This is a genomic window from Nonomuraea sp. NPDC004580 (assembly GCF_040609855.1).
GTDB classification, from domain to species: Bacteria; Actinomycetota; Actinomycetes; order Streptosporangiales; family Streptosporangiaceae; genus Nonomuraea; species Nonomuraea salmonea.
Genome location: NZ_JBEXLH010000015.1, coordinates 86048 through 103061, shown reverse-complemented (window position 1 = coordinate 103061; position 17014 = coordinate 86048). Strand labels below are relative to the sequence as shown.

The window sequence follows — 17014 nt, the reverse complement described above, 5'->3', positions numbered from 1 at the left end:
TAAAATAGCTGTATCAAGCGAGAGGCGCCGGGATGGTGGCGGGAATGTCTGGCTTTGCGACCCGTCTGATCACGGCTGACGGCGCTGGCTTCCCTTTCTATTGCGACCTGGGCGACACGGCAGGACTGGCCGCCATGCTGGAGGCGGGTACGGCGGTACGCCGCTACCTGGGACGAGCGTTCCTGGACGGCACCCCGGAGGCGGCCGCGCTGTTCGACGAGCTCGTGGCTTCCACCGGCCGATGGCTGGAGCAGGGCGTGAGGGAGGGCTGGGTGCAGCCCAGCGACGACCCGCCCGCGCGGGCCGCGATGTACGTCACCTGGCTGCTGGCGCCGCTGGCGTTCGGCGAACAGCTGGCGCGCTCACTGCGCGTGACGGACGTGCACGACATGCGGACCTTGCTGCGCGTCTCCCGCGCCGGCATCGAGATCTTCACCCACGGCGTGTTCGCCGACGACCGCGCCCTGGACGCGTGGGACGCCATGCGTGACGAACGCGGCTCGCGCTGAGGGCCGCGCCTGCTGCCAGGAAAGGAACATCCGTCATGAGCATCGCCGCCAGGGTGCTGGCCGGCAGAGCCACACTGGCTCCGGCCGAGACCCAGAACGTGACCATCGAGAAGGACCTGCGTGTCCCGATGCCGGACGGCGTCGTGCTGCTGGCCGATCACTACGCTCCCCAAGGACTCGGCGACCGGCCGACGGTGCTGATCCGCTCGGTCTACACCGACAGGACCAAGGGTGCGATGGTCAGCCGCCTGGTCGCCGAACGCGGCTTCCACGTCGTGGTCGTCAGCGGCCGGGGGACCTGCGGATCGGGAGGGACGCTCACCCCGTTCGTCTCCGAGCGCGACGACGGCCTGGCCGTCCTGGAGTGGCTGCGCCGGCAGCCGTGGTTCACCGGCGAGCTGGGCACCCTGGGGCAGAGCTACAACGGCTACACGCAGTGGGCGATCGCCGCCGGCGCCGTGCCCGAGCTGCGGGCCATGAGCACCTCGCTGATCGGGTCCAACGCCTACGACCTGGTCTATCCGGGCGGCGCACTGGCTCTCGAGCTCTTCCTCGGCTGGATCAGCATGGTCGCCCACCAGGAGAAGCCGCTGCCCGTCTATCTGTCCACCGTGGCGCTGGGCGGTAAGAGGCGGGCGCGGGCCGCTCGCCTCCTCCCGCTCGCCGAGGCCGACACCAGCGCCATCGGCGCCGTGGCGCCGCACTGGCGGGACTGGCTCGCACATCCCGACGCCGGGGACCCGTGGTGGTCCGCTGGTGACCACAGCCGGGAGATCTCGGCGGTGTCCGTTCCCAACCACCTGGTCAGCGGCTGGGACGACTTCGCGCTGCCCGGCCTGGTCCGCGACTACCAGGCGCTGCGCAAGGCGGGGCGCGAGCCGTACCTCACCATCGGGCCATGGCGGCACTGGGACGCCGAGCTGTCGATGACGGCCCTGCGGGAGAGCATCGTCTGGCTGCGCTCCCACCTGCTGAAAGACCGGGACGGGCTGCGCACGGCGCCGGTGCGCATCTACGACCCCGGCGGTGACCGGGATGTCCCGCATGATCGGCATCACGCGCAGGACCGGGGAGAGCGTGCTGGCCGGGCGTGAGGACGTCCTGACCTACATCGGCGAGCCGTTGCCGGCCGATCTCGAGGCTATCGGCGTCCCCGCCGCCGAGCTGCACGTGACCTCCAGCCTGGCGCACACCGACTTCTACGTGCGCGTGAGCGACGTGACGCCCTCGGGCGCGATCACGCATGTCTCCGACGCGCTGCGCCGGTGCGCCGCCGACCGGCCGATCGACGGGCTGGCCGAGATCGAGCTGGCGCCGGTGGCCCACCGGTTCAAGCGCGGTCACCGCATCCGGGTGCAGGTCGCCAGCGCCGCCTACCCGCGCTGGGACCGTAACCTCGGCACCGGTGAGCCGCCCGCCACCGCGATCGCGATGCGCGCAGCCGACCAGCAGGTTCATCACGACCCCCGCCGGCCCTCCGCCCTCATCCTGCCGGTCTGCTGACGGGAAAGGCGCCATCGTGTCGCACCACCGGCCGCTACCCGAGCGCGCGCCCCCTGCCCGCCTCGTTACTGTTGCGGGCGGGTGAGGCCGGTGGCGACGATGTCGATGAGCCTGTCCAGGACCTTCGGGTACAGGTCCGGACGGGCCAGCCGGTCACGGTGCAGCGGCATCATGAGGACGGCCTGCAGGACGCCGACGATCACCTCCGGGTCGTCGCCGGCGAGGTCGTCGCTGTGCTCGGTGAGATAGGCCGCCAGCGCGGTGACCGGGTTGTCCGGTGCGGAGGTCACCCGTTCCTCGTCCAGCTTCCTGACCACCGCCTCCATCTCCTCGGGGTGCGTCATCAACCTGCCGTAGAGGGGGTTGCCGTCCAGCTCCGCCAGCGTGGCGTGCAGGAAGGCGCGCAGCCCGGCGCGGGTCTCGCTCTCCTCGCGCAGCGCTCCGTCGATGACCCTGCTCTTGACCTCGGCCATCTGGGCGAGCATCAGCTCCAGGTAGAGCGCCTCCTTGGAGTCGAAGAAGACGTAGAAGGTGCTCTTGGCGATGCCGGTCCCGGCGACCAGGTCCTCCAGGGAGGTCTTGCGCAGGCCCTGCGTGGTGAACAACTTCAGGCCGTTGTCCAGGAGCAGCCGCGTGATGCGCGCCTTTTCCGCGGCCGAGAAGGCGGGAGGCATGAGGTGCACCTTCCGATGGGTCGAAACAGAACAATCTTGTCACGTGGAGCAGCGCGATCGGACCAGGTCCAGGACGCGCAGCCGGCGTGACAGCCGGCGATTGCGCCTGGTGACAGTGTCGCCGCGCCGCAGCGCCGCCTCCACCACGGCGCGGCCGACGTGGTGGGTGCCGCCCATGACCAGTACGTGCATCGCCATCTCCTCAACCCGCCAGCTGGAAGCCGCGCTCGATCAGCTTGCGTACCGGCCCCCACGACGACAGCCGCAACGGAAGCTGGGTCAGCTCCAGCAGCAGCGGGTTGCGCGGGGCGTACACCTCCTTGACCCGGCGGCCGAGCCTCTGCTTCTTCTCCGCCTCCGGCCGCAGCTCGGCCTCCCAGTCCGCCAGCGCGGCCGGGACGTCGTGGCCGTGGCGTTCCAGGGCGGCGCCGAGCCGGTCGGCGCCGCCGACCGCCAGTGAGGAGCCGTAGCCGGCGAACAGCGTCACGCACCACGCGGCGTCGCCGAGCAGCACGATCCTGCCTCTGCTCCACCGGTCGACCACGATCTGGCTGATGCTGTCGAAGTAGACCGAATCAGCCGTCTTCAGCCCCTCCAGGGCGTGGGGGACCAGCCACCCCATGTCGCCGTAGAGCTCGTGCAGCTCCTCCAGTGATGTCCCCGCCCGGCCGCCGTCGGTGCGGTAGCCGAAGAAGGCGGCGGTACGGCCGTCGCCAACGCTCATCATCGCGAACGTGCGTCCGCCCGCGCTGATCGAGCCGGTCGTCTGGGCGGGCAGGTCGGCCGGCGGCTCCTTCAGCATGTAGACCGCGACCCGGTGGTCCAGGTCGAGCCGGTAGTCCTCTTCCGGGCCGAACGCCAGCGCGCGCGTCGCCGAGTGCAGCCCGTCGGCGCCGATCAGCAGGTCGGCGTGCTCGGTGCTCCCGTCGCTGAGCGTGACGTGCACCGCGTCGGCGTCCTGCTCGACGGCGGTGATCGTGGTGCCGAACCGGATCGTCGTGTGGTCGGCGACGGCCTCGTACAGCACGGCCTCGATGTCGCCGCGCAGGATGCTGAACGACCTCTTGCCCATGGTGGCGGCGATCGTCGCGGCGGCGAGGGAGAAGCGGCGTGCCCCGTCGGGCTTGCGGTAGACCAGCTCGCGCGTCACGAACGCGCGCCGCTGCAGCTCCGCCAGGACGCCCATCCGCTCGGCCCCGTCGTAGCCGATGCCCCCGAACGTCACCCCGTAGCCGCCACCGCGACGCTGTGGCGAGCGCTCGATCACCAGCGTCTCCCAGCCCGCTTGATGCAGCCGCAGCGCCGCCGCCAGCCCGGCGATCCCCGCCCCGATGATGATGGCACGCATGTCCGCGCCCCCTTCCGTTGCAACTATAAAAACAGATTGTCGATATGTTTTCAAACGAGCGCACCCAGTGCTCGGTGGTGGTTCAGGTGAGGTGAGGGCTCGTGCCGAGGAGGTCAGATGGCGGCGTAGCGGCGGGCCACCTCGTCGAACGCCTCCTTGCGGGTCCAGCTCCCCGGCTCGCCCGGCGGCACCTTGACGATCCCGAACCCGGCCATGTCCAGATCGCCGCGCGGGTCCTGCCGATGCGGGAAGTCGGCCATGGCGAAGGTGAAGACGAAACAACCGTGCACACCGTGCCTGGCGTAGAGCTCGATCAGTTCGGACAGATAGCGCGCCTGGGTGCCCTCGTCGCGTACGTGCCCGGCCCTGACGTGGGGCGGGTCGGCGAACCAGTTGACGATCATGAACGAGCCGGGCCCGCGCCGCTCGGCCCCCACATGCGCCCCGCAGCCGAACTCCGTGACGACCACCGGCTTGCCGGCCTCGCGCAGCAGCTTGAGGAGCGTGGCCTCGTACGCCGCCGGATCCGTCCCCCTTCGGTAGAGGTTCACGCCGGCGAGATCGAAGCCGGACCAGTCGACCTGCTCCCAGTAGCCCGCCGCATAGGTGACCGGGCCGCGGAACTGTCCGCGCACGATGGCCAAGGTCTCGGCGAGCAGCGCGCCGAGCCGCCGGGTGATGCGGCGCCGGAAGAAGCGCCCCCAGCGTAGGAGGATGCGCAGCCGGAAGAAGACCCCCGGCCCGGGGACAATGCCCGCCGTGGTGACCGAGAACTCCGTGCCGAGCACGAACGTCACCCGGTCCGGATGCCGCTGCCGCAGCGCCTCCGCCGCGCTCGCCGTCCGGGCGAGGCCGGCGAGGAGTTCGGCGCGGGAGCGGTCGGTGAGGTCGGGCCGCAACCAGACGCCCAGCCCGGCCCCGAGCGCGGCCTCCGCCGACGTGAGCAGCGCCTGCTCATCCTTGCCGATCAGCATCACGGTGGTGCAGCGCAGCTCTTCCCTGATCACCCGCAGGTCCCGCCGTAAGTCCGCGCCGGGCACGCCGCCGCACACGTACGAGATGCCCTTGACCTCCAACCCCGCCACGCCATCGACCCTACCGAGAGCTTGGCGCGGTGGTGGGTGATGTGACGCCCGAAATCGCCGGTCACCGGGCTGGTGGGGGTGGCGGGCGGGATGGGCGGGTTCGTGCCGCCGCTGGTCATGGGCTTCATCCACGGCCGGCTCGGCTCGTACGGACCCGGCCTCGCCCTGCGCGGTGGTGGGGGAGAGACGGTGCCCGCCCCCACCGCCCACTCTCCCTGATCAGCGGCTCGCCGCTCTGCCGGTTGGTGAGCCCCTAGCCGATGAGGTCGAAGATGTGACGCTCCTGCTCGGTCAGCTCCGCGAGCGGATCCTTCCTGGCGGCCTGGTCGCGCAGCCGCTGCAGCATGGTCGCCGTGGCCTGCGGGTCGAGCAGCGACTGCCCCGAGGCCACCGTACGGACCGCGCCCACCAGGTCGGAGCCGTGGATCTGCCTGAGCACGTAACCAGCCGCGCCCGCCATCACGGCGTCGAACAGCGCGTCGTCGTCGGCGAACGACGTCAGCATCAGGCACGCCAGCCCCGGCACCCGGGAGCGCACCTCGCGGCAGACGTCCACCTCGTTGCCGTCGGGCAGCCGGACGTCGAGCACCGCCACGTCAGGGGTCAGTGCCGGGATGCGTGCGATCGCCGGCTCGGCGGTGCCCGCCTCGCCGATCACCTCGATGTCGTCCTCCGAGTCGAGCAGCGCGGCGACACCTCGGCGCACGACCTCGTGGTCGTCGAGGAGGAACACACGAATCATGTCCGTGACGCTATCCAAGCGGTGACCTCGCCGAAAGGACGAAAGTCCCTTGCCGGAGCGTCGAAGGTCCACCGCACGGTTTCCCGCACGCTCGGGCGAGCGCGCCGCTCGGCGTGTCAGCCGAAGGCGACTAACGTCCCGTCGCGCCGGTGACGGACGGCCCCGGCGCGCCTGCCTGGTCGTACAGCAGTCTGACCAGCATGGACGTCTTGAACCTCCCGCGCGGTCGCGGTGGCCGCCCTCGGCGGCTTTCGTCAGCCGCAGTGGACTCCGAACGCGGCATCGCCGGTGCGGTACCAGTCGCCGTTGTAGGTCAGTTGCCCGTCGGCGTAGACGCACTTGTTCTTCAGGTACAGCTTGACCGGGCCCGCGTAGTAGCGGTAGTTGGCGCTGCTGTTGAGCGCCGGGTCCCTGACGATGCGGGAGCCGCCGTCGCTCAGCATGACCTTGATGTGGTGCGCCGTGCCGTCCCACGCGGCCTTGGCCCGGGCGATGGCGCAGTTGTAGCCGTTCGAGGGGTTGTAGTAGAGGTCCAGGCTGCCGCCGACGGCGTCGCCGTAACGCATGGGGTACGACGACAGGAAGTTGTACCCGGATCCGCAGCTGCCGCCGGTGGCGGAGGCGGGCTGCGCCGTTACCGCCGACAGCGGGATGGTCACGACGCACGCCGCCAGGACGGCGGACAGCTTGCTACGCAGGGACATGTGGGGGGCCTTTCGCGCATATGATCACAAACTCGCGCGATCTTACTTCATAACCTCCTCAGCGCGCCCTACGCCCTCGACGACTTCCTGCCGGCGACCGGCGAAGGCATGCTCAGGCGCTGTGGGTTTCTTGAGCGTTCGCTTGCCCTGATCGAAGACGGACGCGGGCATGACCGCCGCATGGCAGACCTTCCCGTGCACGACCGCGCGGACTTCGACGCCGCCAAGCGCGGCTTCATCGCGAGCTTGTCGCCCGCCCTGATCAAGGCGGCTGACGGCAGGGTCGTCTGGGACAATGACGCGTACGCCTTCCTCGACGGCGACTGCCCCGGCACCGCGCACCCCAGCCTGTGGCGGCAGGCGCAACTGTGCGCCAAGCAGGGCCTGTTCGAGGTCACCGAGGGCATCTACCAGGTACGCGGCCTCGACCTGTCGAACATGACCCTCGCGGAGGGCGAGCGCGGCGTCATCGTCATCGACCCGCTCGTCTCCACCGAATGCGCCGCCGCCGCGCTCGAGCTCTACCGCGGCCATCGCGGCGACCGGCCGGTCACCGGCCTGATCTACACCCACTCCCACGTGGACCACTTCGGCGGCGCCCGCGGCGTCACCGGCGGCGACGCCATCCCCGTGATCGCGCCCGCCCACTTCATGGAGCACGCCGTCTCCGAGAACGTCCACGCCGGCGCCGCCATGAACCGCCGCGCCGCCTACATGTACGGCCAGCACCTGTCCCGCACCCCGGACGGCCAGCTCGGCTGCGGCCTCGGCATGGGCACGTCCGCCGGTACCGTCTCGCTCATCCCGCCCACCCTGGACGTCACCCGCACCGGCCAGGAGGAGACGGTGGACGGCGTACGCATCGTCTTCCAGCTCACTCCCGGCACCGAGGCGCCCGCCGAGATGAACTTCCTCTTCCCCGACCGGCGTGCCCTGTGCATGGCCGAGAACGCCACGCACAACCTGCACAACGTCCTGACCCTGCGCGGCGCGCTGGTCCGCGACGCCCGCGTCTGGTCCCGCTACCTGACCGAGGCCATCGCGCTGTTCGCCGACCAGGCGGACGTGGCCTTCGCCTCCCATCACTGGCCCACGTGGGGCCGCGAGCACATCGTCACCTTCCTGTCCCAGCAGCGCGACCTGTACGCCTACCTGCACGACCAGACGCTGCGGATGCTGAACCAGGGCATGACGGGCAGCGAGATCGCCGAGGCCATGCGGCTGCCGCCGGCCCTTGAGCAGGCCTGGCACACCCACGGCTACTACGGCTCGGTCAGTCACAACGTCAAGGCGATCTACCAGCGCTACCTGGGCTGGTTCGACGGCAACCCCGCACACCTGTGGGAGCACCCTCCGGCCGAGCTGGCCAGGCGCTACGTCGAGCTGCTCGGCGGCGCCTCCGCCATGGTCGCCCTGGCCGGCCGATACGTGCAGGAGAACGACCTGCGCTTCGCCGCGACCCTGCTCAACCACGCCGTCTTCGCCGACCCTGGCGACTCCGCCGCCCGCCGCCTGCTGGCGCAGGTCTACACCCGCCTGGGCCACGGCGCCGAGAACGCCACCTGGCGCAACTTCTACCTGACCGGCGCCCAGGAGCTGACCGGCTCACCGTCGAAGCCCGCGACCGACACCGTCTCACCGGACCTGCTCGGCGCCCTGACCGCCGAACAGGTCTTCGACTCGCTGGCCAGCCGCGTCAACGGCCCCGGCGCCTGGAACGAGCGCTTCGCCATCGACTGGCACCTCACCGACACCGGTGAGCACCATCGCACCACGATGTCGAACGGCGCCCTGATCCACGAGCGGAACCCGTCCGGGAACGGCGCGGACCTGACGCTACGGCTGAGCAAGGAGCGCCTCATGAGCCTGCTCACCAGCGACGGCGGCGCCGACGGCCTCGACCACGACGGAGACCTGACCGTCCTGCGCCGGCTGACCGCGGTCCTGGAGCAGCCCACACCGGACTTCGCCATCGTCACACCCTGAACAGGTGCGGGGCCGGAGACCGTTGGGGCCCTGGTCAGGACGACCCCGCCGCGCGGTCGCCGCCGATGCCGGACGCGAGCCCCGAGAAGCGGTGCGGCCGGGCGATCAGCAGGGCGTCAGCCGGTCGCGGTGAGGGGGGTGAGCCAGTGGATTTCCAGGTCTTCTCGCAGGTAGTCCATGCGGTGCCGCTGGAAGCGCGCGAGCTCGGGACGCGCGAGGTGCGCGCGCAGGTCGTCGGCCGACCGCCACAGCTCGTAGAACACGATCACGCCGGGATCGGCCGCGTCGCGGTGGACCTGGTACTGCAGCGAGCCCGGCTCGGCCCTGGTCGGCTCCACGAACGACAGCAGCAGCCGCTCCAGCTCCTCAGCGCGCTCGGGCTTCGGCCGGGCGAAGCCGTAGAGCCCGACCGCCCCGGCTCCCTCAGGTACGATCATTCCGAGGCCGGCCTGATCGTCCAGCGCGACCACGGCAACGGCAGCGCCGTCTCGCTGCCCAGGCAGGACATCGAACGCCGGCTGCCGGGCCTGCTCGACCTCCTGTCCAAGGAAGCCAAGCCCGACTAGTACTCCAGCCGTCGACCCGGCGACCCCCACCAGCGTGGCCAGAGGCCCGCTGTCCGGGACGTCAGGACCTCGAACGCCTCCTGCCGGCGGGCAGGGTCTACGCTGTGGCTCGCGGCTGATCTTCAGTCTCCACACACCGATGATCGACGGTGGCCGCGCCCGCATCCCTTCCGTGTCCCGCACGGGGAACGCAGCGTTCGGCCGCCGTCTCGTGCCAGGAGGACGCATGCAACGCGGTGACGTCTGGTGGGTCGACTTCGATGAGCGACGCCCGGTCGTGCTGCTCTCGGACGAGGAGTCATCCGGGTTCCAGGCGATGCAGGTCGTCGCGCCGGCGGGCGTCGACATGAGCGGCCTGGGCGTTGAAGTGGCTGTAGGAGCCCCGGAAGGACTGCCCTTCGAAGGCGTGCTGCGGGTCGCGTTCCCGCGTCCAGGCTTCACTCCGTGCACATGGCTGACCACCGTGGCCCGAGACGACCTGATCGAGCGGGCGGGCGCGTTGTCCTCCGTGAAGCTCAGCGAGGTCGGAGAAGCCCTCCGCGCCGCTGGAGACAGGAGGGAGTGGACCCCGATGGCGGCCGCCAGGTTCAGCGAGATCAAAAATGCCCGCCGTCTCGAAGGACTCGAGTAGCCCAGGCCTGTGCTGCCCAGCGCACGGGCGAAGGTCCCGACCTACTGAATGAGCGGCGTCAGCAGCAGGCGGGTGCTGAGCGGCCGGACGCGGCCTGCTGCTGGTCCTGGAGGATGCGGCCGCGCAGCATCGTCTCCATGACCTTCATGAAGCGCTGCGTCCTGGCGGGGCCGATGATGAACGGGTTCTTCGTGGCTCCCGCACGGAGTTGCTCGATGCGGGTCAGGCCGTAGTCGGCGCCCCCGTGGTTGTTCAGCTCGACGTCCACACCGGCCTTGCGCATCGCGACGGCGGCCGTACGCACGGAGGACAGGTACGTGCGCTTGGCCGCCACCGTGGCGGGCGGGTTGGTGCCGCCCCACAGGATGGCGGTGTGGCGGCGGCCCTTCCAGCGGACCGGGAAGACGGGCGAGACGGTGCCGGGGGTGTGGCCCGGCGTGTGGTGGAAGACGATCGTGGTGTCGCCGAGGGTCAGCTTCTGGCCGTCGGCGATCTCCAGGTCGCGCTTGGGGGCGTGCTCGGGGCGCTCGGCGGCGATGAGGTCCCAGTCGGCCTTGTGCATCATGACGCGGGCGCCGTACGTGTCCGCGAGGTACTGCGCGCCGCCGAAGTGGTCGTCGTGACCGTGGGCGGCCACCACGTACTTGATGTGGGCGGGGTTCACGCCCACGGCTCGCAGACCGGGGACGATGATCTTCTTGACGTCGTCCGGTGACCCCATCGCGTCGATGAGGACGACGCCCTTCGACGTGAGCAACGCCGTGGCCTGGACGAACGTGGTGCCGACCACCGCGACGTTCTCGAAGATCTTGAAGGGCTCGACGGGCTGCACGGCCGGCGTCTGGAGGTCGGGGGAGAGCGCCTTGACCAGGGCCTTCAGTACGGGGTCGTCGCCGGCGAGCTTGGCCGCGCGGTCGTAATAGTCCTGCGCGGTCCTGGGCGCGGCCGAGGCCGGGCGCGCCCCTCCCGCCAGCGGTAGCAGGGCGGCGGCGGCCAGCACGGTACGACGGGACGGCATGAACGAGTACCTGCTTTCTCGGAGACGGTCCGGACAGCGAAGCAGACCTCGTTTCCGCATGTCCAATAGCGATCTCCATCGCCGACCGATAAGGGAGTCGATATCAAAGCAGGTCGGACCTGATCTCCACCCCAGGCTGGACGGCCTCGCCGCCCTCGTCAGCGCCACCTTCGTCCTGCTGCTCGCCGCGTCACTGCTCACCGGCGACCCCAGGATCCTGCTCGCCAAGGAGTCGATCCTGGCCGGCGCGGCGGGCCTGCTCCTACTTAGCAACACCGAATACCTGGGACGGACTGCCCGGGCTTGTGCCGAATCGCCGTAGTATCGGGCTATGACTTCTGGCCCCCCGGAACCCGTCCGCCGTGCCGACTGGCGCGTCTCGCACGACGAGCGCGAAGCGGTGGTGGAACGGCTGAACAACGCGGCGGCCGAGGGCCGGATCGACCTCGAAGAGCTGGACGTGCGGCTGAGCGTGGCCCTGAACGCCAAGACGTACGGCGATCTCGAGCGCCTCACCGCCGACCTGCCTCCGGAGGTTCCGGTCGATCAGGAGCCGCTGGTCCTCAAGGGCGGCATGCACGGAGTCACCCGCACCGGGCGCTGGGACGTGCCGGGCCGCATCATCGTGTACGGCGGCATGGGCGCCGCCAAGCTCGACTTCACCCAGACCGAGTGCCGGCTGCCCGAGGTTCAGATCGAGGTGCACGGCGAGATGGCCGGCGTCACGATCGTCATCCCCGACGGCTGGATCGCGGAGACCTCGCGCATGAACCCCGGTCTGGGCGGCTTCAGAGACAAGACCACGCCCGACCGGCTGCCCAGGACCCCGCTGATCCGGCTGGCCGGCAGCGGCGGCGCCGGGGGAGTGGTCATCCGCCACCCCAACAGCTGGGAACGCCGCAAACTGCGCCGCCTCCAGGAGCGCTGACCCCCGCCCCCATACGCCGTGCGCTCGCCAAGGAGCGCTGACCCCCTTGAAGCGCTGCGCGGCGGGAGCGCAGAGCTGTGCGCTCGCCGATCCGAACCGCGCGCGGTCGTCTCAGGCAGGTGGGCGCGCCCGCTCGGCCGCGACCCCCGCCAGGTGATCACACACCCGACCGGCCCAGGGCGCGTCCCGCCCCCGCAACAGCGAGCCCAGCTCCTGCCAGGAGGAGGGGTCGTCCGGCGCGAGCACGACGGCCTGCTCGGGCGAGAGCCGCTCCCGCAGCCCGTCCGGCCTGGGCAGCATGGACGCCGTGCGGTGGCCGGGCTCGCGCCAGCCGTCCGTCAAGGGCTCATCCAGCAGGAAACGCGGGACGAGCAGCGCCTCCCGGGCGAACCGGTCCCCGCTCACGTCGCCCTTGGCCCGGAAGACGCCGGCCAGCCCACGGCTGTGCGCGACGACCGACTCCATGACGGGCGGACGCGCCACCCGCAGGCTCGCCACCATCCCGCTGTAGTGCGCGTCCAGCTCCAGCAGCTGCCCGTGCACGGCCCGCAGCCCCAGCGGCATGCGCGGCATGCTCCACTGCAGGACGTACAGGGTGCCCTGGACGATGCTCTCAGCCTTGGTCAGTGCCATGAACCAGGAGTCGAACCCATCAGTTCGCCGAGCCTCCTCCAGCAGGCGGAACGCCCGCTCCACCAGCATCCCGACGAGCGAGGACGCCTCAGAGGAAAGGGGCCGCGGCTCGGGGTCGGCCTGCGCGTACGGGGTGGTCATCCACTCGTGGAAGGTGCCCGGCAGCCGCCCGTCGAAGAAGGTCCGGACCATCTCCTCGGCCGTCCCGCCCCCGGACCGCACCCGGAGCAGCAGGGTGATGGCCCGCGCCGCCCCCGTGACGTCCCGGCACAACCCGCACTCCACCACGTCCACGACATAGCGGATGGCTGCCGACAGATCACCCGTCCGAAGCGCATGGAAGAGGGCGGCCCGCAGCAGGCGGGCCGACTCCAGGACGCGGCTGTTGCCATCGCGGGCGTCCGCGGCCCAGGACCTCCTGACCGAGTCGTGCGCCTCCCACCGGGCCAGCAGATCGATGGCCCAGCCGGAGGGCGGGAGATCGAAGGAGGCCGGCAGGTAACCGCCCGGCTCGCCCCCGCCCCGCCGCGCCAGCCACAGGAACGGGATGCGCATGGACGGGGCGAACTCCAGCCCGATCGCCCGCTCCAGCGCCTCGGCCAGCCGGACGGTCACGATGTGCCGGGGGACGCGGCCCTGGAGATCGCCGCCCGGGAAGCGCGACGGGCCGAGCACGGCATCGCAGGTGCCGGCGAACAACGCCTCCTGCATCAGCTCGCCGAGGACGGCCATGAGCGTCTCGGCGCCGGGCGGCGTCTCGCGGGCCTGCCACTGAATGTCGATCATCCCATCAGCCCGATCGTGCCGACGATGTCGCCGTAGTGCTCCCTCGCCGTGCGGAAGCCCTCGATCAGCCATTCGCGTACGGGTCTGCGGCCGGTCCGCTCGTACGCCAGCCCGCGCCGCGTCCACACCACGCCGAGGTCGTCGAGGAGCCTGCCGGGCTTGCCGGTGGTGGCGAGGTGGTCGATGTCGGCGAACGCTTCGCGCAGGAACGTCCGTACCTCATGCTCCGACGCCAGATGCCCCAGCGGCAGATAGAAGCCCTCGGTGTCCTCGGACAGGTCGAGGAAGACGGCGAGACCGGGCAGCGGCGGCACCCGGGACCCGGCGAAAAGCGTGCGAATCATGTGATTGGCCGGATTAGCCCCTCTATCCAGCTCCGCCCACTGCCCGAACGCGTCCGACCCGAGGGGGACCGCGATCGGCGCGGGCCGGTCGAGCGTGAACAGGACGAGCACGTTGGGCCCGCTGTCATCGGCCATCGTGCCGGAACGTACGTAGTCGGCGACGGCGGTGTCTCCGGTGGGATGAAAGGCCAGAAAGCAGAAGACCGCCGAATGCTCCCGCAGCTGCCGCATGTTCTCCGGCCGCAGCAGCTCGGGCAGATGCCGGACATTTCCCGTATTGAAGCGCCCGACCGCCAGCGCCTCCTCCAGAATGGCCTGCAGAGAGATGACCAGCATGCCGTGCACGCTAACGCGCGAAACCGTGCTCCGCCGCTCGTTGCGGGAAATCGCCTGAGCCCGATTCGAGGTTCCGGTGCGCCAGAAGCCGCAGGGCGTCGGCGGATCCGGGGTCGTTCGGCGTGTAGACCTCGAGCCGGTGACCGGGACTGTCGGGCTGCAGCCACACCTGATAGCTGACGCTCGCCGCACCGACGGTGGGGTGCCGCAGGTGCATGGTGCCGACCGTGCAGTCGGCCACCTCGCCCTCCGCCCACAGCGTCGCGAACTCGGCACTCCGCATCGTCAGCTCACCGATCAGCTTCGCCAGCAGCGCGTCGGTGGGGAACCGCCCCGCCGTGAGCCGCAGGTAGGCGACGTGGACGCGGGCCAGCTCGTCCCAGTTGTGATGCAGGTCGCGGGTGAACGGGTCGAGGAAGAACATCCGCGGAACGGACGGACGCCGCGCCGCGTCCTTCGGCGCCTCGAACGGGACGTGCTCGGCCATGAGCGCGTGACCGGTACGGTTCCAGGCGAGCACGTCACCCCGCCGGCTGAGCACGATCGCCGGCATCGCCTCGCTCAGAGCCTCCAGGAGCGCGACGACCCGGGGATGCGGCTCCTCGGCAGGAGGCTCGGACAGCCCGGGGTTGCCGGGTTGCCGGGCGAGGTTGTGGAGGTGGACGGCCTCGATCGGGTCGAGCTGCAGCACCCGCGCGAGGGCGTCGAGCACCTGCTCGGAGGCGCTCTCCGCCTGCCCCTGTTCGAGCCTGATGTAGTAGCCGACGCTCACCCCCGCGAGCTGGGCCAGCTCCTCTCGCCGCAGGCCGGGGACGCGGCGCGTGGTCCCGTACGTGCGCAGCCCGGCCATGGCCGGCGTGACCAGATCGCGCCGGCGCTTGAGGAACGCTCCCAGACTCTCCATGCGATCGATCGTAGGCGGCCGGGCGCCCGCGTGGGTGACCCTGTCAGGTGCACCCATGGCAGGGGGATGGCTGACGATCCGGCCCCGGCCCGACAGTCAGGGACATGTCGCAACAGCACAATGCACCAGGGCTGCGAGCCTGGCTCGGCCTCATCGTGGTCCTCGGGCCCGTCCTGCTCGTCTCCATGGACGGATCCATCCTCTTCCTGGCGATGCCCAGGATCAGCCAGGCCCTCATGCCCACCGCCGACCAGGCCCTGTGGATCCTCGACGGCTACGGCTTCGCCGTCGGCTCCCTGCTGATCGCGTTCGGCAACCTCGGCGACCGGTACGGCCGGCTGAAGCTGCTCATGATCGGCGCCACGGTCTTCGGCATCGGCTCCGCCCTGGCGGCCTTCGCGCCGAACGCCGAGCTGCTCATCGCCGCCCGCGCGCTGATGGGAGTGGCGGGCGCGACCCTCCTCCCGTCGGCCCTGGCGGTGCTGAGCGAGCTGTTCGCCGACCCGCGGCGCCGGGCGCAGGCGATCGGCGTCTTCGCCGCGGCGTTCGCCGCCGGGTTCGCCATCGGCCCGGTGGCGGGCGGTCTCGTCCTGCAACGGTTCTGGTGGGGCTCGGTCTTCCTCGTCAACGTGCCGGTCGTCGCCCTGTTCCTGCTCCTCGCGCCCGGCCTGCTCCGCGAGGTGCGCACGAAGCGCGCAGGCAGGATCGACGCGCTGAGCGTCGTGACCTCCGCTCTCGGCCTCCTGCTCGTGATCTACGCTGTAAAGGCGGCGGCCATTGAAGGCCTGTCGATCAGCACGGTGATCGCGGGCGTCGCCGGGGTGGCGCTCCTGGCCTGGTTCGCCCGCAGGCAACTGCGGCTCCCGCAGCCCCTGATGGACTTCTCGCTCTTCCGCGACAGGCTCTTCTCGCTGGCGATCGTCACCGGGTTGCTGCCGCTGGCGGCGTGGTCGGCGACCGCGTACCTGGCGGGCGTCTACCTGCAGTCCGTCCTCGGCCTGAGCGTCCTGCACGCGGCCCTGCTCGCGATCCCCGGCGCCGTCGTCCTGACCATCACGTGCGTCGTCACGCCGTTCGTGGTCGATCGCATCGGCAAGCGCACCACCCTGATCGTCTGCCACTTCTCCATCGCGGGCGGCCTGCTGTTCCTGCTCCCCACGGCGATCAGCGGCGGCATCGGCTGGTACGTGACCGCCACGGTCGTCACCGGCGTCGGCTACGGCATCAGCTTCAGCGTCGTCGCCGACACCGCCGTCGACGCCGTCCCCGTCGAGCGCGCGGGCGCGGCGGGCGCGATCGCGGAGACCAGCAACGAGCTGGGCAACGCCCTCGGCATCGCCCTGCTCGGCTCGCTCGCCGCCCTGGTCTTCCGCCTCCAGGGCCCGGGCCTGGCCCCCACCCTCGACGAGACCCTGCACCTGCGGGACCTGGCGCCGGCCCTGGCCACGGAGGCGAAGACGGCCTTCGTCACCGGTCTCCACGTGGTCGCCGCGGTGGCGAGCGTTCTGCACGTCGTGCTCGGCGTCGTAGCCGTCTCTGCCCGAAGAGGAAAGATGACGAAGAGGCCGCGCACGCGGGGTCGATTCGCCAGGACAGAACGTTCGGTCTTGCCTAGACTCCTCCTCATTCGGCACACTGCCAAGACCGAACGGTCTACCCACTAGGATGGTCACATGCGTACCGAAACCGAAGGCCGGCCGTCCGAAGCGCGGTCCCGGCTCCTCGACACGGCCACCCGGCTCTTCTACGCGGAGGGCATCCACTCCGTCGGTATCGATCGCATCGTCGGAGAGGCTCAGGTCACCAGGGCCACCCTCTACCGGCACTTTCCCGGCAAGGAGGAGCTCGTCCTCGCCTACCTGAGCGGGGTCGATCGCGCGATACGGACACCCGCGGAAGAGGCCGCCGCCGGCCTGCCGCCCGCCGAGGCGATCCTCGCCATCAGCCGCTCCATCGCCCAGGGCATCCAGTCGGAGGGCTTCCGCGGCTGCGCGTTCCTCAACGCCGCCGCCGAATACCCCGACCCCGAGTCACCGGTGCGCAAGGCCGTGATCGCCCACCGCCAGTGGTTCCTCGACACCGTCACGGGCCTGCTGGCCCAGATCCGCGAGGACGGCGCCGAGCCCGCCGGACGCCACTTCGTCATGATGCGCGACGGCGCCATGGCGGCCGGCTGCCTGTTCGACCCCGAGCTGATCAGCGACACGTTCCTGCACGGCGTCGAACGCCTGCTGGAGGTCTACACGACCAGCGGCGGCACCACCTCGGCCGGCGCCTGAGGTCATCGGGTCCTCCCGCGTGGCGACCGCGCCGGGCG

The 17014-nt window shown here is 70.8% G+C and carries 20 protein-coding genes and 1 pseudogene; 10 read left to right on the top strand and 11 right to left on the bottom strand.

Annotated elements, in window-relative coordinates:
- The first annotated feature begins 134 nt into the window (after positions 1–134).
- The 3 genes from ABZW11_RS18440 to ABZW11_RS18430 are packed head-to-tail and all read left to right on the top strand — an operon-like array spanning position 135 to position 2012.
- Positions 135–509 carry a hypothetical protein gene (locus ABZW11_RS18440; RefSeq protein WP_355418467.1) on the top strand — a complete coding sequence of 125 codons (375 nt, stop codon included), beginning with the start codon at positions 135–137 and terminating at the stop codon, positions 507–509.
- 35 nt (positions 510–544) lie between these two features.
- On the top strand, positions 545–1603 hold the full coding sequence (locus ABZW11_RS18435) for a CocE/NonD family hydrolase (protein ID WP_355418465.1): 1059 nt from the start codon (positions 545–547) through the stop codon (positions 1601–1603).
- On the top strand, positions 1554–2012 hold the full coding sequence (locus ABZW11_RS18430; RefSeq protein WP_355418463.1) for a CocE/NonD family hydrolase: 459 nt from the start codon (positions 1554–1556) through the stop codon (positions 2010–2012). The genes ABZW11_RS18435 and ABZW11_RS18430 overlap by 50 nt, the downstream gene beginning before the upstream one ends.
- Before the next feature lie 65 nt (positions 2013–2077).
- On the opposite strand, the gene ABZW11_RS18425 is transcribed toward ABZW11_RS18430, so the two are convergent.
- The 4 genes from ABZW11_RS18425 to ABZW11_RS18410 all read right to left on the bottom strand — a co-directional run bounded on the left by ABZW11_RS18425 (position 2078) and on the right by ABZW11_RS18410 (position 5119).
- Entirely contained in the window at positions 2078–2686 is a 609-nt protein-coding gene (locus ABZW11_RS18425; protein WP_355418461.1) for a TetR/AcrR family transcriptional regulator, read from the bottom strand.
- Between the two features lie 39 nt (positions 2687–2725).
- The gene (locus ABZW11_RS18420; protein ID WP_355418459.1) at positions 2726–2878 is read right to left on the bottom strand and encodes a hypothetical protein; all 153 of its coding nucleotides are present in this window, start codon (positions 2876–2878) and stop codon (positions 2726–2728) included.
- A gap of 10 nt (positions 2879–2888) precedes the next feature.
- The gene (locus ABZW11_RS18415) at positions 2889–4034 is read right to left on the bottom strand and encodes an FAD-dependent oxidoreductase (protein WP_355418457.1); all 1146 of its coding nucleotides are present in this window, start codon (positions 4032–4034) and stop codon (positions 2889–2891) included.
- Between the two features lie 113 nt (positions 4035–4147).
- The gene (locus ABZW11_RS18410) at positions 4148–5119 is read right to left on the bottom strand and encodes a hypothetical protein (protein ID WP_355418455.1); all 972 of its coding nucleotides are present in this window, start codon (positions 5117–5119) and stop codon (positions 4148–4150) included.
- A 90-nt stretch (positions 5120–5209) separates the two neighbouring features.
- On the opposite strand from ABZW11_RS18410, the gene ABZW11_RS18405 reads away from it, so the two are divergent.
- The gene (locus tag ABZW11_RS18405) at positions 5210–5338 is read left to right on the top strand and encodes a hypothetical protein (protein WP_355418453.1); all 129 of its coding nucleotides are present in this window, start codon (positions 5210–5212) and stop codon (positions 5336–5338) included.
- A gap of 37 nt (positions 5339–5375) precedes the next feature.
- Here ABZW11_RS18405 and ABZW11_RS18400 read toward each other — a convergent pair.
- Positions 5376–5861, bottom strand: a pseudogene (locus tag ABZW11_RS18400) (response regulator transcription factor); the annotation flags it as partial.
- 254 nt (positions 5862–6115) lie between these two features.
- Complete coding sequence (locus ABZW11_RS18395) at positions 6116–6565, bottom strand: hypothetical protein (RefSeq protein WP_355418451.1); 450 nt, start codon at positions 6563–6565, stop codon at positions 6116–6118.
- A gap of 180 nt (positions 6566–6745) precedes the next feature.
- On the opposite strand from ABZW11_RS18395, the gene ABZW11_RS18390 reads away from it, so the two are divergent.
- Positions 6746–8551 (top strand): alkyl sulfatase dimerization domain-containing protein, encoded by a 1806-nt coding sequence (locus ABZW11_RS18390; RefSeq protein ID WP_355418449.1) that lies wholly within the window; start codon positions 6746–6748, stop codon positions 8549–8551.
- Positions 8552–8667: 116 nt separating this feature from the next.
- Here the strand turns inward: ABZW11_RS18390 and ABZW11_RS18385 are convergent, their stop codons facing one another.
- Complete coding sequence (locus tag ABZW11_RS18385; RefSeq protein ID WP_355418447.1) at positions 8668–8988, bottom strand: putative quinol monooxygenase; 321 nt, start codon at positions 8986–8988, stop codon at positions 8668–8670.
- A 355-nt stretch (positions 8989–9343) separates the two neighbouring features.
- On the opposite strand from ABZW11_RS18385, the gene ABZW11_RS18380 reads away from it, so the two are divergent.
- Complete coding sequence (locus ABZW11_RS18380; protein ID WP_355418445.1) at positions 9344–9748, top strand: type II toxin-antitoxin system PemK/MazF family toxin; 405 nt, start codon at positions 9344–9346, stop codon at positions 9746–9748.
- A 58-nt stretch (positions 9749–9806) separates the two neighbouring features.
- On the opposite strand, the gene ABZW11_RS18375 is transcribed toward ABZW11_RS18380, so the two are convergent.
- Entirely contained in the window at positions 9807–10766 is a 960-nt protein-coding gene (locus tag ABZW11_RS18375; protein WP_355418443.1) for an MBL fold metallo-hydrolase, read from the bottom strand.
- A 58-nt stretch (positions 10767–10824) separates the two neighbouring features.
- Between ABZW11_RS18375 and ABZW11_RS18370 the strand changes: the two genes are divergently transcribed.
- Together ABZW11_RS18370 and ABZW11_RS18365 are read left to right on the top strand one after the other, a co-directional pair.
- Positions 10825–11088 (top strand): hypothetical protein, encoded by a 264-nt coding sequence (locus tag ABZW11_RS18370; RefSeq protein ID WP_355418441.1) that lies wholly within the window; start codon positions 10825–10827, stop codon positions 11086–11088.
- A 9-nt stretch (positions 11089–11097) separates the two neighbouring features.
- Positions 11098–11694, top strand: a complete 597-nt coding sequence (locus ABZW11_RS18365; protein WP_355418439.1) for a DUF1707 domain-containing protein — start codon at positions 11098–11100, stop codon at positions 11692–11694.
- Between the two features lie 111 nt (positions 11695–11805).
- Here ABZW11_RS18365 and ABZW11_RS18360 read toward each other — a convergent pair whose 3' ends face one another.
- Genes ABZW11_RS18360 through ABZW11_RS18350 form a run of 3 tightly spaced genes read right to left on the bottom strand, consistent with a single transcriptional unit; the run spans position 11806 to position 14697 of the window.
- Complete coding sequence (locus ABZW11_RS18360) at positions 11806–13113, bottom strand: hypothetical protein (RefSeq protein WP_355418437.1); 1308 nt, start codon at positions 13111–13113, stop codon at positions 11806–11808.
- The gene (locus ABZW11_RS18355) at positions 13110–13793 is read right to left on the bottom strand and encodes a hypothetical protein (RefSeq protein WP_355418435.1); all 684 of its coding nucleotides are present in this window, start codon (positions 13791–13793) and stop codon (positions 13110–13112) included. Before ABZW11_RS18355 ends, ABZW11_RS18360 begins: the two co-directional genes overlap by 4 nt.
- A 10-nt stretch (positions 13794–13803) precedes the next feature.
- Complete coding sequence (locus ABZW11_RS18350) at positions 13804–14697, bottom strand: helix-turn-helix transcriptional regulator (protein ID WP_355418433.1); 894 nt, start codon at positions 14695–14697, stop codon at positions 13804–13806.
- Positions 14698–14801: 104 nt separating this feature from the next.
- On the opposite strand from ABZW11_RS18350, the gene ABZW11_RS18345 reads away from it, so the two are divergent.
- Positions 14802–16361: an MFS transporter gene (locus ABZW11_RS18345; RefSeq protein ID WP_355418431.1), complete on the top strand. Its 1560-nt coding sequence runs from the start codon at positions 14802–14804 to the stop codon at positions 16359–16361.
- A gap of 9 nt (positions 16362–16370) precedes the next feature.
- The gene (locus tag ABZW11_RS18340) at positions 16371–16976 is read left to right on the top strand and encodes a TetR/AcrR family transcriptional regulator (RefSeq protein ID WP_355418429.1); all 606 of its coding nucleotides are present in this window, start codon (positions 16371–16373) and stop codon (positions 16974–16976) included.
- Positions 16977–17014 lie beyond the last annotated feature (38 nt).

What these genes read in the sequence shown, in the direction of transcription:
- ABZW11_RS18440 (WP_355418467.1), top strand. Translation starts at nt 135, where the DNA reads ATGCTGGAGGCGGGTACGGCGGTACGCCGCTACCTGGGACGAGCGTTC.
- ABZW11_RS18435 (WP_355418465.1), top strand. Translation starts at nt 545, where the DNA reads ATGAGCATCGCCGCCAGGGTGCTGGCCGGCAGAGCCACACTGGCTCCG.
- ABZW11_RS18430 (WP_355418463.1), top strand. Translation starts at nt 1,554, where the DNA reads ATGATCGGCATCACGCGCAGGACCGGGGAGAGCGTGCTGGCCGGGCGT.
- ABZW11_RS18425 (WP_355418461.1), bottom strand. Translation starts at nt 2,686, where the DNA reads ATGCCTCCCGCCTTCTCGGCCGCGGAAAAGGCGCGCATCACGCGGCTG.
- ABZW11_RS18420 (WP_355418459.1), bottom strand. Translation starts at nt 2,878, where the DNA reads ATGCACGTACTGGTCATGGGCGGCACCCACCACGTCGGCCGCGCCGTG.
- ABZW11_RS18415 (WP_355418457.1), bottom strand. Translation starts at nt 4,034, where the DNA reads ATGCGTGCCATCATCATCGGGGCGGGGATCGCCGGGCTGGCGGCGGCG.
- ABZW11_RS18405 (WP_355418453.1), top strand. Translation starts at nt 5,210, where the DNA reads ATGGGCGGGTTCGTGCCGCCGCTGGTCATGGGCTTCATCCACGGCCGG.
- ABZW11_RS18395 (WP_355418451.1), bottom strand. Translation starts at nt 6,565, where the DNA reads ATGTCCCTGCGTAGCAAGCTGTCCGCCGTCCTGGCGGCGTGCGTCGTG.
- ABZW11_RS18390 (WP_355418449.1), top strand. Translation starts at nt 6,746, where the DNA reads ATGGCAGACCTTCCCGTGCACGACCGCGCGGACTTCGACGCCGCCAAG.
- ABZW11_RS18385 (WP_355418447.1), bottom strand. Translation starts at nt 8,988, where the DNA reads ATGATCGTACCTGAGGGAGCCGGGGCGGTCGGGCTCTACGGCTTCGCC.
- ABZW11_RS18380 (WP_355418445.1), top strand. Translation starts at nt 9,344, where the DNA reads ATGCAACGCGGTGACGTCTGGTGGGTCGACTTCGATGAGCGACGCCCG.
- ABZW11_RS18375 (WP_355418443.1), bottom strand. Translation starts at nt 10,766, where the DNA reads ATGCCGTCCCGTCGTACCGTGCTGGCCGCCGCCGCCCTGCTACCGCTG.
- ABZW11_RS18370 (WP_355418441.1), top strand. Translation starts at nt 10,825, where the DNA reads ATGTCCAATAGCGATCTCCATCGCCGACCGATAAGGGAGTCGATATCA.
- ABZW11_RS18365 (WP_355418439.1), top strand. Translation starts at nt 11,098, where the DNA reads ATGACTTCTGGCCCCCCGGAACCCGTCCGCCGTGCCGACTGGCGCGTC.
- ABZW11_RS18360 (WP_355418437.1), bottom strand. Translation starts at nt 13,113, where the DNA reads ATGATCGACATTCAGTGGCAGGCCCGCGAGACGCCGCCCGGCGCCGAG.
- ABZW11_RS18355 (WP_355418435.1), bottom strand. Translation starts at nt 13,793, where the DNA reads ATGCTGGTCATCTCTCTGCAGGCCATTCTGGAGGAGGCGCTGGCGGTC.
- ABZW11_RS18350 (WP_355418433.1), bottom strand. Translation starts at nt 14,697, where the DNA reads ATGGAGAGTCTGGGAGCGTTCCTCAAGCGCCGGCGCGATCTGGTCACG.
- ABZW11_RS18345 (WP_355418431.1), top strand. Translation starts at nt 14,802, where the DNA reads ATGTCGCAACAGCACAATGCACCAGGGCTGCGAGCCTGGCTCGGCCTC.
- ABZW11_RS18340 (WP_355418429.1), top strand. Translation starts at nt 16,371, where the DNA reads ATGCGTACCGAAACCGAAGGCCGGCCGTCCGAAGCGCGGTCCCGGCTC.